This window comes from Caldisericum insulae, assembly GCF_047785965.1.
In the GTDB taxonomy this organism is placed as follows: Bacteria; Caldisericota; Caldisericia; order Caldisericales; family Caldisericaceae; genus Caldisericum; species Caldisericum exile_A.
In genome coordinates this window covers 128,129-141,544 of the sequence record NZ_JBLOBF010000002.1, presented here as the reverse complement: position 1 = coordinate 141,544, position 13,416 = coordinate 128,129, and the positions used below count along the sequence as shown (strand labels likewise).

17 protein-coding genes are annotated in these 13,416 nt (G+C 35.1%); 16 read left to right on the top strand and 1 reads right to left on the bottom strand.

The features are described 5' to 3' along the window. Positions 1 to 61: 61 nt before the first annotated feature. Both ACMV0E_RS02595 and ACMV0E_RS02590 read left to right on the top strand, forming a co-directional pair. Positions 62 to 934 (top strand): SDH family Clp fold serine proteinase, encoded by an 873-nt coding sequence (locus tag ACMV0E_RS02595; protein ID WP_416084820.1) that lies wholly within the window; start codon positions 62 to 64, stop codon positions 932 to 934. Then, positions 931 to 1,188, top strand: coding sequence for a YgaP family membrane protein (locus ACMV0E_RS02590; protein WP_416084819.1), 258 nt, complete (start codon positions 931 to 933; stop codon positions 1,186 to 1,188). Before ACMV0E_RS02595 ends, ACMV0E_RS02590 begins: the two co-directional genes overlap by 4 nt. Here the strand turns inward: ACMV0E_RS02590 and ACMV0E_RS02585 are convergent. Beyond that, a complete protein-coding gene (locus ACMV0E_RS02585; protein WP_416084818.1) occupies positions 1,163 to 1,699 on the bottom strand; it encodes a GNAT family N-acetyltransferase in 537 nt (178 codons plus the stop codon). The genes ACMV0E_RS02590 and ACMV0E_RS02585 overlap by 26 nt on opposite strands. Before the next feature lie 19 nt (positions 1,700 to 1,718). Between ACMV0E_RS02585 and ACMV0E_RS02580 the strand changes: the two genes are divergently transcribed. The 14 genes from ACMV0E_RS02580 to pheS all read left to right on the top strand — a co-directional run bounded on the left by ACMV0E_RS02580 (position 1,719) and on the right by pheS (position 13,410). Continuing rightward, the gene (locus tag ACMV0E_RS02580) at positions 1,719 to 2,093 is read left to right on the top strand and encodes a metallopeptidase family protein (protein WP_416084817.1); all 375 of its coding nucleotides are present in this window, start codon (positions 1,719 to 1,721) and stop codon (positions 2,091 to 2,093) included. 46 nt (positions 2,094 to 2,139) lie between these two features. After that, on the top strand, positions 2,140 to 3,540 hold the full coding sequence (locus tag ACMV0E_RS02575) for an FAD-dependent oxidoreductase (RefSeq protein ID WP_416084816.1): 1,401 nt from the start codon (positions 2,140 to 2,142) through the stop codon (positions 3,538 to 3,540). Then, positions 3,533 to 4,024, top strand: coding sequence for a 4Fe-4S binding protein (locus tag ACMV0E_RS02570; protein WP_416084815.1), 492 nt, complete (start codon positions 3,533 to 3,535; stop codon positions 4,022 to 4,024). The genes ACMV0E_RS02575 and ACMV0E_RS02570 overlap by 8 nt, the downstream gene beginning before the upstream one ends. Continuing rightward, positions 4,017 to 4,292, top strand: a complete 276-nt coding sequence (locus ACMV0E_RS02565; protein ID WP_416084814.1) for a (2Fe-2S)-binding protein — start codon at positions 4,017 to 4,019, stop codon at positions 4,290 to 4,292. The genes ACMV0E_RS02570 and ACMV0E_RS02565 overlap by 8 nt, the downstream gene beginning before the upstream one ends. Then, the gene (locus tag ACMV0E_RS02560) at positions 4,279 to 5,412 is read left to right on the top strand and encodes an NAD(P)/FAD-dependent oxidoreductase (protein ID WP_416084813.1); all 1,134 of its coding nucleotides are present in this window, start codon (positions 4,279 to 4,281) and stop codon (positions 5,410 to 5,412) included. The genes ACMV0E_RS02565 and ACMV0E_RS02560 overlap by 14 nt, the downstream gene beginning before the upstream one ends. Before the next feature lie 77 nt (positions 5,413 to 5,489). Then, complete coding sequence (locus ACMV0E_RS02555) at positions 5,490 to 6,134, top strand: helix-turn-helix transcriptional regulator (protein ID WP_416084812.1); 645 nt, start codon at positions 5,490 to 5,492, stop codon at positions 6,132 to 6,134. Next, positions 6,134 to 7,270, top strand: coding sequence for an ADP-forming succinate--CoA ligase subunit beta (sucC, locus tag ACMV0E_RS02550; RefSeq protein ID WP_416084811.1), 1,137 nt, complete (start codon positions 6,134 to 6,136; stop codon positions 7,268 to 7,270). The genes ACMV0E_RS02555 and sucC overlap by 1 nt, the downstream gene beginning before the upstream one ends. Before the next feature lie 3 nt (positions 7,271 to 7,273). After that, positions 7,274 to 8,155 carry a succinate--CoA ligase subunit alpha gene (sucD, locus tag ACMV0E_RS02545; protein WP_416084810.1) on the top strand — a complete coding sequence of 294 codons (882 nt, stop codon included), beginning with the start codon at positions 7,274 to 7,276 and terminating at the stop codon, positions 8,153 to 8,155. Then, entirely contained in the window at positions 8,142 to 8,345 is a 204-nt protein-coding gene (locus tag ACMV0E_RS02540) for a 4Fe-4S binding protein (RefSeq protein WP_416084809.1), read from the top strand. The genes sucD and ACMV0E_RS02540 overlap by 14 nt, the downstream gene beginning before the upstream one ends. After that, entirely contained in the window at positions 8,342 to 9,451 is a 1,110-nt protein-coding gene (locus ACMV0E_RS02535; protein ID WP_416084808.1) for a 2-oxoacid:acceptor oxidoreductase subunit alpha, read from the top strand. The genes ACMV0E_RS02540 and ACMV0E_RS02535 overlap by 4 nt, the downstream gene beginning before the upstream one ends. Next, positions 9,430 to 10,248 carry a thiamine pyrophosphate-dependent enzyme gene (locus ACMV0E_RS02530; RefSeq protein WP_416084807.1) on the top strand — a complete coding sequence of 273 codons (819 nt, stop codon included), beginning with the start codon at positions 9,430 to 9,432 and terminating at the stop codon, positions 10,246 to 10,248. The genes ACMV0E_RS02535 and ACMV0E_RS02530 overlap by 22 nt, the downstream gene beginning before the upstream one ends. Beyond that, complete coding sequence (locus tag ACMV0E_RS02525; RefSeq protein WP_416084806.1) at positions 10,232 to 10,783, top strand: 2-oxoacid:acceptor oxidoreductase family protein; 552 nt, start codon at positions 10,232 to 10,234, stop codon at positions 10,781 to 10,783. Before ACMV0E_RS02530 ends, ACMV0E_RS02525 begins: the two co-directional genes overlap by 17 nt. Continuing rightward, a complete protein-coding gene (locus ACMV0E_RS02520; protein ID WP_416084805.1) occupies positions 10,767 to 12,293 on the top strand; it encodes an SLC13 family permease in 1,527 nt (508 codons plus the stop codon). The genes ACMV0E_RS02525 and ACMV0E_RS02520 overlap by 17 nt, the downstream gene beginning before the upstream one ends. A 100-nt stretch (positions 12,294 to 12,393) precedes the next feature. After that, the gene (gene pheS, locus ACMV0E_RS02515) at positions 12,394 to 13,410 is read left to right on the top strand and encodes a phenylalanine--tRNA ligase subunit alpha (RefSeq protein ID WP_416084804.1); all 1,017 of its coding nucleotides are present in this window, start codon (positions 12,394 to 12,396) and stop codon (positions 13,408 to 13,410) included. Positions 13,411 to 13,416: the final 6 nt, after the last annotated feature.

The window sequence follows — 13,416 nt, the reverse complement described above, 5'->3', positions numbered from 1 at the left end:
ATTTTAAAGGAGTGTGTGTTATAATTAAATAAGAAAAATTTTTTTACATAAGGAGGAAACAATGAGCGGATTAGATACTGCAAGTGCAATTTTGAGTTGGCTTTTCTGGATTTTTATCATTATCTCTATTCTTTCTCCTGCGTTTCAACAGAAAAACCTCGAATTGCAAAGACTGGATCTAATAAGGAGATTTGAGCAGAAGAGAAAATCGAGAGTCATTCTTCTTATCCACAGACAAGAAACAATGAGCCTACTTGGAATACCTATAAGCAGATATATAAGTATTGAGGATTCTGAAGCAATTTTGAGAGCAATAAGGCTTACACCACCAGAAATGCCTATTGATATCATTCTTCATACACCTGGTGGGCTTGTGCTTGCTACGGAACAGATTGCTCAAGCTCTTGTCAGGCACAAAGGAAAGGTAACTGTTTTTATCCCTCACTATGCTATGAGTGGTGGTACCATGCTTGCTCTTGCTTCGGATGAGATTGTAATGGACGAAAATGCAGTACTTGGACCAGTTGATCCACAGATCGGTAACTATCCTGCAGCATCAATTATAAAAGTGTTAGAAGAGAAAAATAAAGACAGAATTGATGATGAAACTCTTATTCTTGCTGATGTTTCAAAAAAGGCTATGGTTCAAGTAAAAGAATTTGTGAAAAAATTATTACTTGCAAATGGAAGATCGGAGGATGACGCAGAGAGAATTTCAACAATGCTTACAGAGGGACGTTGGACTCATGATTACCCAATAACATTTGAAGAAGCAAAGGATATTGGATTAAATGTATCCTCTGAAATGCCTCGCGAAATTTACGAATTAATGGATCTATATCCACAAAATCCTTCTATGAGACCATCGGTTCAGTATGTTCCGCTTCCGTATAAAGCACCTGAAAGATCAGTTCCTCAAAAACCTCAAAAATGAGAGACAGAAATATAAATACTATTGAGAGTATTATAAGAGTTGCGCTTGGGGTGTTTATATTCTTTGTTGGGTATGAAATAACGGATTTTGTAGGAAAATATGAGAGTGGGGGTTTTCCCCACTCAAATTTTTATGGCTTTGTATTTAAGTTTCATAATCCTTTGCAGGTACTACTTTTCTTTGTTGGGTTTGTTCTTTTCCTTACAGGGATTACGGGATTTTGCCCTTTCAAGAAATTGTTTTTGAAAAGATAATTCTTATCCCAAAAATTGAAATTGAGCAATATATATGAGACTTTTTAAAGCCTAATTTTGCAAATGCTTTTTGTGAAGAAATATTTTTCTCTTCAATTTCTACGTGTGCAGTATTGTATCCGAGTTCCCTATATTTTTCAATAACATATTTTACTTCGGCATATATAGAAGAGAGTCCCCTAAATTTTTCAAAAGTGAAACAATCGTAAAAGTAAAGTTCTTTCTCCTTCAACTTAAAAAGCGAAAACCTAAAAGGTCTGTCAGCGAAAAAGCAAAAAGATACAAATTCATCATCTATAAATGTTGCAACCATCTTATGTTGCAATGCAAACCTTAATTTTACTGAAATGATTTTATCTTCTCCGAAATGTAAAGAAAGTTTATTTAATATGGTGTCCTTTGCGTCTTCAAAATCTGTGAAAATTGTGTGTTTAAATTTTACTTTCGTTTCAAAAGGTCTTACCTCATTTATATTTAAGGTGTAATGGTAAATCTTTTTAATCTCAAGCACAATTCATTATAATGTAAAAGTGGATGAAATTTTAGAGTTTTTTAGAGATGTAATTGATAAGACATTAGCGGATTTACCGAAAGAACTTAAAGAAAATATACAAAACTTAGAGTTTATTATTTTGGATTATCCCACGCAAACTTTTCTTGAAGAGCATAAATTTACTACTCAAACACTTCTTGGGCTTTATGTAGGCGTTCCCTTAAATAAAAGAGGCGCAAATTACAGTTTGGTTTTGCCTGATAGGATTTATATATTTATGCAACCTATAATTTATTTTGCAAATTTAGAGAAAATTCCACTTGAAGAAAAGATAAGAAAGGTTGTACTCCATGAAATTGGTCATTATTTTGGAATGGGCGAGGATGATCTAAGAAATCTTGGTATTTATTAAATATTCTTTTATAATTTGTTTGGCATGAATTGAAAGGTGGTGGGTGATGGAAATAAGAGATCATCCTATCCTTAAATTTAAAAGGATAGGAAGCGTTAAATTTTCATTTGAAGGAAATACAATAGAAGCTTATCAAGATGAAACAATTGCAATGGCTCTTTATCGAAACGGTATCTATGTTTTTTCAGAGAGCCCAAAGTTACACCGTCCTCGGGGTATGTTTTGTGCTATTGGAAAATGTTCTTCATGTCTTATGGAAGTAAATGGTATCCCTAATGTACGAACATGTATAACACTTGCACAAGATGGCATGTTTGTAAGAAGGCAAAATGGTTTTGGAGAATTACCAAAAGATAATAGTCATTTTAAGAATGCTGAAACGCTTTATCCGACTGTCCTCATTGTAGGCTCGGGTCCTGCAGGACTTAATGCTGCGATTACACTTAAAAAAAGGGGCATTGATGTTCTTCTTTTAGAGCAAAATCCTAATTTAGGTGGACAACTTATAAAACAGACTCATAAATTCTTTGGGTCCGAGAAAGAAGGTGCAGGAGTTCGAGGAATAAAAATTGCTGAAGAACTCATTTCAGAATTAAAGAATCTGGAAGTAAGATATTACACTAATTCGACAGTTTTTGCACATTACAAAGAAGAAAACCTATTGCTTGCCTTTAAGGAAAATCAGCTTTTAAAGATATATCCAAGATTTGTAATTTTCGCAACAGGTGCTTCCGAAAAGATGATTCCATTTGAGGGAAACGATCTCCCAAATGTAATGGGCGCAGGGGCAGCACAGACACTTATGAACGTTTATGGGATTAAGATTGGTGAAAATATACTTGTTGTGGGTGCTGGTAATGTGGGCTTGATTGTTTCATATCAGTTATTACAAGCAGGAATGAAAGTGAAAGCAATAATTGAAGCAACTTCTAAAATTGGAGGGTACTTTGTACATGCGGCAAAGGTAAGAAGATTTGGTGTGCCAATTTATACGCAAACAACCATAAAGAAAGCAATTGGGAATGGAAGAGTTGAGAAAGTTGTCCTTGCGAAATTGAACGATAGATTTGAAGAAACAGGAGAAGAATTTGAAATGGACGTTGATGCCGTTCTTCTTGCGGTAGGTCTTCAACCTTCATACCAACTTTTGGCACAAGCAGGTTGTGAGCTGAAATACATCTCCTCTCTTGGAGGGTATGTCCCAATAAGAAATAGCGAAATGGAAACATCAAGACAAAATGTGTATATTGCAGGAGATGTTGCAGGCATCGAAGAAGCCTCAACTGCAATGCTTGAGGGAAAAGTTGCATCGCTTTCAATTCTTAAAAAATTGGGTTTTAGTGTGGAAGAGGAATTAAGTGAGACACAAAAGGGTCTTAATCGTCTCAGGAGTAGTCCTTTTTCTTTAAAGGTTATTGAGGGCATTAAGGAGGTAACGAGTGAGTGATTATCTTAAAACAGGTTTTCTTACTAAGGAAGATATAATCGATAATTTTCCAACAGTTGATAAGATATCAAAGCATGCAGTTGCAATAAGCGAATGCGTACAGGAAATACCTTGTAATCCGTGCGTTTCCTCTTGCCCTACAGGAGCAATTTCTATGAATGATATTAAAGATCCACCAAAGATAAATTATGATCTTTGTATTGGGTGTGGAAAATGCGTGATGGTGTGTCCAGGACTTGCTCTTTTTCTTGTTAGAAAAACTGATACTTTGTATGAGGTTTCAATACCCTATGAAATGCTTCCAATTCCTAAAGTAGGCGATGAAGTTTATTTGTTAAATAGGCTTGGAGAAAAAGTGGGAACCGGTAAGGTGACTAAGGTATTAAAGGCCGAAAAAGAAACTCAATCTTCTGTTATTACTGTCTCTTTCTACGAAGAGAAACTAATTTATGAAGTAAGGAATATAGAGGTTATCCATGAATAAGAAAGATATAATCATTTGTAGATGTGAAGATGTGACCTATGAAGATATTCTTGAAGCATACAATGAAGGTTTTAAAGATATAGAATCTCTAAGAAGGCATCTAAAAATTGGGACTGGTCCGTGCCAGGGAAAGACATGCATTCCTCTTCTCCAACGAATTCTTTTTGAACTGAATAAGGAATTTCCAGAAAATATATCGATTCGTCCGCCTGAAACACCAATCCCATTTGGAATTTTTTCAAAGGAGAGCAAAAATGAAAAACTATGATGTTTTAATAGTTGGCGGTGGAATAACGGGCCTTTCTACGGCCTATTATCTTGTGAGAAATGGCGTTAAGAATATTGCAATTGTTGAAAAAAGTTATGTTGGTTCCGGCTCAACAGGTCGATGCGGCACAGGTATTAGGCAACAATTTACAACAAGAGAGCATATTGTTTTGATGCGCGAAGCAGTAAAAATTTGGCAATATTGGGAAGAAAGTTTGCCATTACCAATTCATTTTAGACAAGGAGGATACCTTTGGCTTCTTAGAAGTGAAGAAGCACTTAATGAATATAAAAGTCATGTAAAACTTCAAAATCTTTTTGGAGTGCCAAGTAAAATTATTTCAAAAGAAGAAATTAAAGAAATTGTACCAGATTTAAGTCTTGAAGGTATTGTCGGCGCCTCTTGGTGTCCTACTGATGGCTCCGCATATCCACAGGATGTTCTTGATTCTTTAAGATTATTTTTAAAGGGCAATAGTGTGGAAGTTTTTGATTATGAAGAAGTTAAAGACTTTGAGCTTCAAGGTGGAAAAATAAAGACTGTTATTACAAGCAAAGATAAATACGGAGTTTCTGCAGTTTTATTTGCAACCGGAAATGAAACTAAAAGATTGGCAAGTAAGTTAGGATTCGAAATTCCTATTGAAAATTATAAACATCAAATTGTTGTTTCCGAACCTTTAAAAATATTTCTTTCGCCTATGGTTGTAGATAGTTCTCTTTATTTTACACAAACTTATAGAGGTCGTATTATAGGAGGAACTGATACTAATGAGCCACCACAGAATAATCTTGAAGCTACATATGAATTTCTTGAGAAATTTTCAAATGAACTATTAAGATTAATGCCAAAGCTTGCTTCGGTAAGACTTATGAGGCAGTGGGCTGGTTACTATGTTGTATCTCCTGATAAACATCCGATTATTGGACCAACTCCTATACCAAATCTTTATATAGGAACAGGTTATTCAGGACATGGCTTTATGCTTGGTCCTATTGTTGGCAAATTGCTTGCACACTACATAACTCATGGTATGTTTTTTCTTGAAGAAGCTAACAATCTTACCCTTTCTAGATTTAAAGAAGGTAAACTTATTGTTGAAAAAGCTGTTATAGGATAAAATTTTTTAAAGATTATTTCAAAAATCTTGTATAAATTCAAATTTTTTGTATAATTTGATACCAAAATATTTGAACAATGGATGAAGAAATATTAGAAAGTTATAAAATTGTTGTTAGAGCTCTTAAAGAATTTTTTGGAAAGAATGTTGAAATAGTATTACATTCTCTAATAGATAATAAACCCAAGATTATTGCAATTGAAAATGGTGAAATAACTGGAAGAAAGGTTGGAGATTCTCTCACAGAGGCTGGTAAATATGTGATAGAAAAACTGAAAAACGGGATTGATTACTATGGTCCCTACGAAAGTCTATCTTACACAAGAAAAAAATTACGATCTATTACAATTGGTATTAGAAATAAAAAGGGAGATCTTATAGGGCTTCTTTGTCTTAATATGGATCTTTCCAATCTTGAAACAATGCATAAGTTTATATCATATTTTTTAACTTTTGCGGATTCCCCTAAAGAGGTTCTTAACAAAATTACATCTTTTGAGTATGATGAAGCAATTGAAAAGACATTTGATGAGGTTTATTCAATACTTTCCTCAAAGGTCTCTTCAAAAAGGGTTGATAATTTTTCGATTGTATCTGAATTATACAATAGAAGTTTTTTTAAATTAAAGAATTCTGTGAATTTTGTTGCAAAAAAATTAAATATCTCAATCTACACCGTTTATGCATATATTAGGAAATTAGAGAAGGAGAGGGGTGTGTAATGAATCTTCAAGAGTATCAATCAAGAGAGTTTTTTAAGGAATTTGGTATCCCCGTTGTTGAAGGTGCAGTTGCAAGCAATCGAGAAGAGGCGCTGGAAATTGCAAAGAAAATTGGTTTGCCTATTGTTTTAAAGGCACAAGTTCTTGTTGGAGGTCGCGGTAAAGCAGGTGGTGTAAAAGTTGCAAAGACTGAAGAAGAAGTTTTAAAACTTGCAGATGAAATTCTCACAATGGAAATAAAAGGTCTAAAGGTAAAGAAATTGCTTGTTGCAAAGGCAGTAAATATATTGAGAGAGTTTTATGTTGGATTCACGGTGGACAGAGTAAGTAAGAGAAACGTTTTGATTGTCTCAAATGCTGGTGGTGTAGATATTGAAGAAGTCGCAAAAAATACACCTGAGAAAATCTTTAAAATCTATATTGATCCCATTATGGGACTTTTTTCTTACGAGGCAAAGAAGGCATCTCAGAGACTTACTGAGGATATGAATATTGCGCCGAAAATAGCAGATATTATTGAGAAATTGTATAAGGTTTATATTTCTCTTGATGGAAACTTAGCCGAAATTAACCCACTTGCGGTAGTTGAAGGAAATAATGTTTTAGCTCTCGATTCAAAAATTGTAATTGATGATAATGCGCTCTTTAGACATCCTGAACTTGAGGCTTTAAGAGAAACAACTGAAGAAGAAAAACTTGAACTTGAAGCTAAATCAAAAGGCTTTACATATATAAAGCTAAACGGAAATATTGGTTGCCTTGTTAATGGAGCGGGTTTGGCTATGGCTACAATGGATCTTATAAAACTTTTTGGGGGAGATCCTGCGAATTTCCTTGATATAGGGGGTTCTTCATCTCCGGAAAAGGTTGCAAGTGCAATTGAAATGATTACAAGAGACAAAAATGTTAAAGCAATCCTTATAAATATTTTTGGTGGTATTACTCGCTGTGATGATGTTGCAAATGGTCTTCTTAAAGCACTTGAAATGACAAAAGTTGATGTTCCAATAGTTGTAAGACTTACAGGTACTAATGAAGATAAGGCAAGAGAAATTCTTAAAGATACACCTCTTATTTATACCGATTCAATGGTTGATGGTGTCACAAAAGTCGTCGAACTTGCAAATGCGAGGTGAAGTATGAGTATATTGGTTGACGAACATACAAGGGTAATAGTACAAGGTATTACTGGACGTGACGGTTCGTTTCATGCAAAGGCAATGCTTGATTATGGTACTAAGGTTGTTGCTGGTGTAACACCCTTTAAAGGTGGAACTGATGTTTATGGCATTCCTGTTTTCAATACAGTTGAAGAAGCAGTTAGAGAGACAAATGCGGATGCAACTGTTATTTTTGTGCCAGCAAAATTTGCAGAGGATGCAATATACGAAGCGGCAAATGCGGGAATTAAACTGATAGTTACAATTACAGAGGGAATCCCTGTTCAAAGCATGGTAAAGGCTGTCGAGTTTATTAAATCAAAAGATGCAAAACTCATCGGCCCTAATTGTCCTGGAGTAATTTCTGTGGGTAAGGCAAAACTTGGTATAATGCCTGGAAATATTTTTAAGAAAGGGAAGGTTGGGGTTGTTTCAAGGTCAGGTACGCTTACATATGAAATTGTAAAGCATATTTCGGATATTGGTTTAGGCGAGACAACGGCGGTTGGTATTGGTGGAGACCCAATTATTGGAATGAAATTTATAGATATTTTGAAAGAATTTCAAAGTGATCCTGAAACTGAGGCGGTTGTCCTTGTTGGTGAAATTGGCGGGACTGACGAAGAAGATGCAGCGGACTACATTGAAAAAGAATTTAATAAACCTGTCGTTTCATTTATTGCTGGCAGAGCTTCACCAAAAGGAAAGAGGATGGGTCATGCAGGAGCAATAGTGACTCCTAACACAAGAACTGCAGAAGAGAAAGTGGCATACCTTGAAAGTAAGGGTATAAGGGTCGGAAAAACACCAGTTGAAGTTGCCGCAATTTTAAAGGAGATGCTTGAAAATGGCAAAAAATAGAGTAATTATCAATAAAGATTTCTGTAAAGGTTGTGGTATTTGCGTCTCAGTTTGCCCTGCAAAAATTCTTCGAATTGGTGAAGATTTTAAAGTAGAGGTTGTCAATGAAGAAAGGTGTATGGGATGTGGAATGTGTGAAGTCTTTTGTCCTGATTTTGCAATTGTAATAAAAAAGGAAGTGAAAGCGTGAAAGAACTTGTTATTTCAGGAAACGAAGCAATTGCTTATGGTGCAATTTATGCGGGCTGTCGCTTTTTTGCAGGCTATCCAATTACACCGTCAACGGACCTTGCAGAAAGAATGTCATATTTGCTTCCTCTAAATGGTGGCGTTTTTATACAAATGGAAGATGAACTTGGAAGTATAAGTGCAATAATTGGTGCGTCGTTAACGGGCAAGAAATCTATGACTGCAACCTCAGGTCCAGGTTTTTCGCTTATGCAAGAAGGACTTGGTTTTGCGATTTATTCGGAGATACCCATTGTAGTTGCAGACATTGAGAGAGTTGGACCTTCAACAGGGATACCTACCTATCCATCGCAAGGAGATGTAATGCAGGCAAAATGGGGTACCCATGGCTCTCATCCAATTATAGCGCTGTATCCAAGCTCTGTTGAGGAGTCTTATTTTTTGACAGTTGAAGCATTTAACTTGTCTGAAAAATATAGAACTCCTGTTGTTTTCCTTTCTGATGAAGTGATAGGGCATATGAGAGAAAAAGTTGCGTTAGAAGAAAACTTGCCAGTTTTTGAAAGAATAAAGCCGACAGTTCCCAAAGAAGACTATTTACCGTTTGACTCAAAGTATGATGTTCCTCCTTTTGCAAATTTTGGTGAAGGTTTTCATTTTCACATTACTGGTTTGACTCATGATGAAACAGGTTTTCCAACTTCTGATCCGCGAAAAGCTGAGGCTTTAATTGAAAGATTACATCGAAAAATTTACAAAAATATTAGTGATATATTAAAATTTGAAACCTTTTATGTAGATGATTCGGAGTATCTAATTGTGGCTTATGGAGCAACTGCAAGATCTGCAAAAGAGGCAATTGTTGAACTTCGTAAAAAGGGTATTAAAGTAGGTTTATTTAGGCCGATAACACTATGGCCTTCGCCAGAAAAACCTCTTAAGGAAATTGCCGAAGGGAAGAAAGTTTTTGTTTTTGAGATGAATCTCGGACAGTATGTAATGGAAGTTGAGAGAATCTTAAAAAGAGAGGTGGTTTTCTTTGGGAAAGAAAATGGCGAATTAATTACTCCAGAGGAGATGGAATCATGTATACAGAAATCTCTTTAACAAATTTACGTGAAAATAAATTGCCTCATATTTGGTGTGCAGGCTGTGGTAATGGTATTGTGCTTGGAGCCATATTGCGCGCAATAGAACGCTCGAAAATTGATAAGGATAAAATCGTATTTGTTTCAGGTATCGGATGCGCAGGCCGTTCTTCTGGATATGTAAATTTCAATACTCTACATACCCTACATGGCAGACCTCTTGCATTTGCAACCGGTATAAAACTTGCAAACCCAGATCTTCATGTAATAGTTGCAACAGGAGACGGAGATCTTGCAGCAATTGGTGGGAACCATTTTATTCATGCAGCCAAAAGAAATATTGATATGACTGTTATTGTATTTAATAATTTTACTTACGGAATGACAGGGGGGCAAGTTTCACCAACAACTCCTGATAATGCATATACAACTACCACCCCTTTTGGAGAGATTGAAGAACCAATGGATATTTCTTATCTTGCTGTAGCGTCTGGTGCAACGTATGTGGCTCGGGAGACAATTGCAAGCCCTTTTATTCTTGAAAAATACATTTTAAATGGACTTCTTCATAAGGGTTTTTCTCTTATTGAAGCAGTATCTTCTTGTGTGACTGAATTTGGAAGAAGAAATAATCTTGAAGATCCTGCAAGTTATATTAAATGGTTAAGAGAAAAATCTATTTCATATAGTAAAACCAATAGAATATCCGTGAAAGGCGGCATAGTTGTTGGTGAATTTGTGAATTTAGAAGGAGAAGAGTTTACAGATAAATATTATAAATTAATTCAAAAGGTGAGTCATGAGAAAAGAGATTAGAATTGCAGGTTCTGGAGGACAGGGGATAATCTCTGCAAGTATTATCCTTGCGGAAGCAAGTGGTATTTATGATGGCAAAAATGTTGTTCAATCACAAGTTTATGGAGCCGCAGCTCGTGGCGAGATGTCAAAAGCAGATGTAATTGTATCAGATGAAGAAATATACTATCCTGAAGTAAGATCACCCGATGTTTTAATAGCTCTAACCCAAGATGCATATGATGAATTCGCTAAGTCTTTGAAAGAAGATTCTTTAGTGATATCTGATGAATTTTATGTTCGTTATTTGAATAGAGGAATAAAAAATTTTCCTTTTCCTATAACGAAGGTATCTATTGAAGTAACTAAAAAAAGAATTTCTGCTAATATTGTCTCACTAGGCATACTTTCAGGATTAACTGGTATTGTAAGTTTGGAAGCTTTGAAAAAAGCTATTATTGGAAGATTTAAAGAAAAAAGCGATCTAAATTTAAAGGCTCTAGAGGAAGGATATGAATTGGGGATAAAGGAGGCTATGCATGGCAAAACAATCTAAGCTTTCTCAAAGAATTGGTTTTTTTGTCGGTATTTTAGTTTTTGTACTTGTTTTATTGATGAAAACTCCAACTGGTATGGAAGTTGGAGCAAAAATTACAATTGGACTTCTTTTGTGGATGGCAATTTGGTGGGCAACTGAAGCAGTCCCACTTCCTATTACATCACTTCTTCCACTTTTGATATTTCCTTTGTTTAAAGTGATAAGCGCAAAAGATATTGCAAAAAGCTACATGTCTCAGGAAATCATGCTTTTTGTTGGTGGCTTTTTTATTTCCGAAGCACTTGAAGAATCAGGCTTACACGAGAGACTTTCTCTTTTCCTTATTAACAAAATTGGAACTTCTCCTAAGAGAATTATTCTTGCTTTTATGATTGCTGTTGGCTTTATTTCTATGTGGATTTCAAATACAACAGCAACAGTTATGGCTTTGCCAATAGCATTATCAATAATAGAATTTTATAAGGAATTGATAAAGAAAGAAGGTTTAAATGTAGACACCACTCCAGGCGAATTTAAGTTTGCAACAGCGCTTATGCTTGGAGTTGCCTTTGCTGCAAGCATTGGTGGAATGGGAACCCCGATTGGTACTCCGCCAAATATCATATTTTTGAGTATGGCAAAACAAATGTTTCCTAATGCACCAACTTTGAGTTTTCTTGAGTTTAGCAAGTTTGGTATTTTGTTTATCATATTTTTCTTACCTTTTACTTGGTTTATGCTAACTTCAGTTTTCTTTAAGCCAGGTTTTGCTGGACTAAAAGAAAGTAGGGAAATATTTGCAAATGAACTAAAGAAACTCGGAAAAATGTTGATTAAAGAAAAGGTTGTTTTAACAGTCTTTTTAATTACAGTATTCCTTTGGATATTTAGGACTGATATTGACTTTGGAAACTTTACAATTAAAGGTTGGTCAAATATTCTTGGCATCTCAAAATATGTCCATGATTCTACAGTTGCAATCCTTGCAGCTTTGCTTTTGTATATTATACCTGTAGATTTTAAAAAAGGTGAAACTGTTTTAAATGCTGAATCGGTCAAAAAACTTCCTTGGGACATAATTCTTATATTTGGTGGTGGTCTTGCTATAGCAGATGCAATGGTTTCAACAAAAGTAGCAGATTATGTAGGCTCAAAGCTTACCTTTCTCAGTGGAGTTAACCTCTTATGGGTAATTGCTCTTATCGGTGGCACAGGATTCCTTATCGCACAATTCACCTCTCACACCTCTGCAACATCTATCTTTATGCCAATTGCAGGTGCGGTAGCAGTGGCTGCAAAGATACATCCTTATCTTGTAATGCTTCCAACAACTTTTGCAATATCTCTTGCTTTTTCATTGCCTGCTTCAACTCCTCCCAATGTAGTTGTAATGACAGGTGATTATGTTAAGGTTAAAGATATGTTAAAGGCAGGTTTTATAATTGGTTTCCTTGGCCTGATAATTCTTGTTTTTTACATGTATTTTGTAGGTATCCCACTTTTAAATATCGCAAACATGCCTTATTAGTTAGAATTTGCTATTTCAGGGCCTTGATTAAATCAAGGCCTTTTTTATTTTTATTGACTTTTATTTTTTTATTGATAAAATTTGAGGATAGGAGGCATTTATGGGAATGTTTGATGATATTAAAAGAGAGTTTGAAAAAAGAATTGAAGAGGTAAAAAATATTAATGAGCTCAAAGAGATAGAAGTTTTTTTTCTTGGTAAAAAAGGAAAAGTTCAGGAACTTTTTAAACAAATCAAAAATATTCCTGAATCTGATAGAAAAGAATTTGGCGAGAACGTAAATAGGCTAAAGGAGTATATCGAAAAAAATATTGAGGAGAAAGAACAGTTTATTTTAAATATCCAAAGAGAAGAAAAATTAAAGAAAGAAGCAATTGACATAACAGCACCAGGTTTAATTCTTGAAAGAGGTCATGAGCATATTCTGAATAAAGTAATTGAGGAAGTAAAATCTATTTTTATTTCTATGGGCTTTGATGTTTTTTCAGGACCAGATATTGAAACTGATTACTACAACTTTGAAGCACTTAATATTCCTGAGCATCATCCTGCAAGGGATATGCAGGATACATTTTACCTTGCAGAAAAAATACTTTTAAGAACTCAAACTTCGCCCATGCAAGTTAGAACAATGGAAAAGCAAAAACCACCTATAAGAATGATAGCTATTGGAAGATGTTACAGAAGAGATGCACTTGATAGTTCGCATTCCCCACAGTTTCACCAGATCGAAGGGCTTGTTGTTGACAAAAATATCTCTTTTGCAAATCTTAAAGCAACTTTGTCTGAGTTTTCAAAAAGAATGTTTGGTGAGTCAACAAAAGTTAGATTTACTCCTTCATACTTTCCTTTTGTTGAACCAGGAGCAGAAACTTCAATTACTTGCGTTATCTGTGGTGGAAAGGGATGTCCCGTTTGCAAATACACTGGATATCTTGAAATGGGTGGCTCAGGGATGGTCCATCCAAATGTACTAAAAAATGTTGGTATAGATCCAGAGGAATACCAAGGGTTTGCATTTGGTTGGGGTATTGAAAGAATTGCAATGGTGAAATATGGAATACCCGATATTAGGTATTTTTTGCAAAACGATATGAGATTTTTGAAACAGTTTTAAGGAGGG

Coding starts and splice junctions, on each gene's coding strand:
- ACMV0E_RS02530 (WP_416084807.1), top strand. CDS start 9,430: ATGTATACAGAAATCTCTTTAACAAATTTACGTGAAAATAAATTGCCT.
- ACMV0E_RS02565 (WP_416084814.1), top strand. CDS start 4,017: ATGAATAAGAAAGATATAATCATTTGTAGATGTGAAGATGTGACCTAT.
- sucD (WP_416084810.1), top strand. CDS start 7,274: ATGAGTATATTGGTTGACGAACATACAAGGGTAATAGTACAAGGTATT.
- sucC (WP_416084811.1), top strand. CDS start 6,134: ATGAATCTTCAAGAGTATCAATCAAGAGAGTTTTTTAAGGAATTTGGT.
- ACMV0E_RS02555 (WP_416084812.1), top strand. CDS start 5,490: ATGGATGAAGAAATATTAGAAAGTTATAAAATTGTTGTTAGAGCTCTT.
- ACMV0E_RS02560 (WP_416084813.1), top strand. CDS start 4,279: ATGAAAAACTATGATGTTTTAATAGTTGGCGGTGGAATAACGGGCCTT.
- ACMV0E_RS02520 (WP_416084805.1), top strand. CDS start 10,767: ATGGCAAAACAATCTAAGCTTTCTCAAAGAATTGGTTTTTTTGTCGGT.
- ACMV0E_RS02590 (WP_416084819.1), top strand. CDS start 931: ATGAGAGACAGAAATATAAATACTATTGAGAGTATTATAAGAGTTGCG.
- ACMV0E_RS02525 (WP_416084806.1), top strand. CDS start 10,232: ATGAGAAAAGAGATTAGAATTGCAGGTTCTGGAGGACAGGGGATAATC.
- ACMV0E_RS02595 (WP_416084820.1), top strand. CDS start 62: ATGAGCGGATTAGATACTGCAAGTGCAATTTTGAGTTGGCTTTTCTGG.
- ACMV0E_RS02575 (WP_416084816.1), top strand. CDS start 2,140: ATGGAAATAAGAGATCATCCTATCCTTAAATTTAAAAGGATAGGAAGC.
- ACMV0E_RS02540 (WP_416084809.1), top strand. CDS start 8,142: ATGGCAAAAAATAGAGTAATTATCAATAAAGATTTCTGTAAAGGTTGT.
- pheS (WP_416084804.1), top strand. CDS start 12,394: ATGGGAATGTTTGATGATATTAAAAGAGAGTTTGAAAAAAGAATTGAA.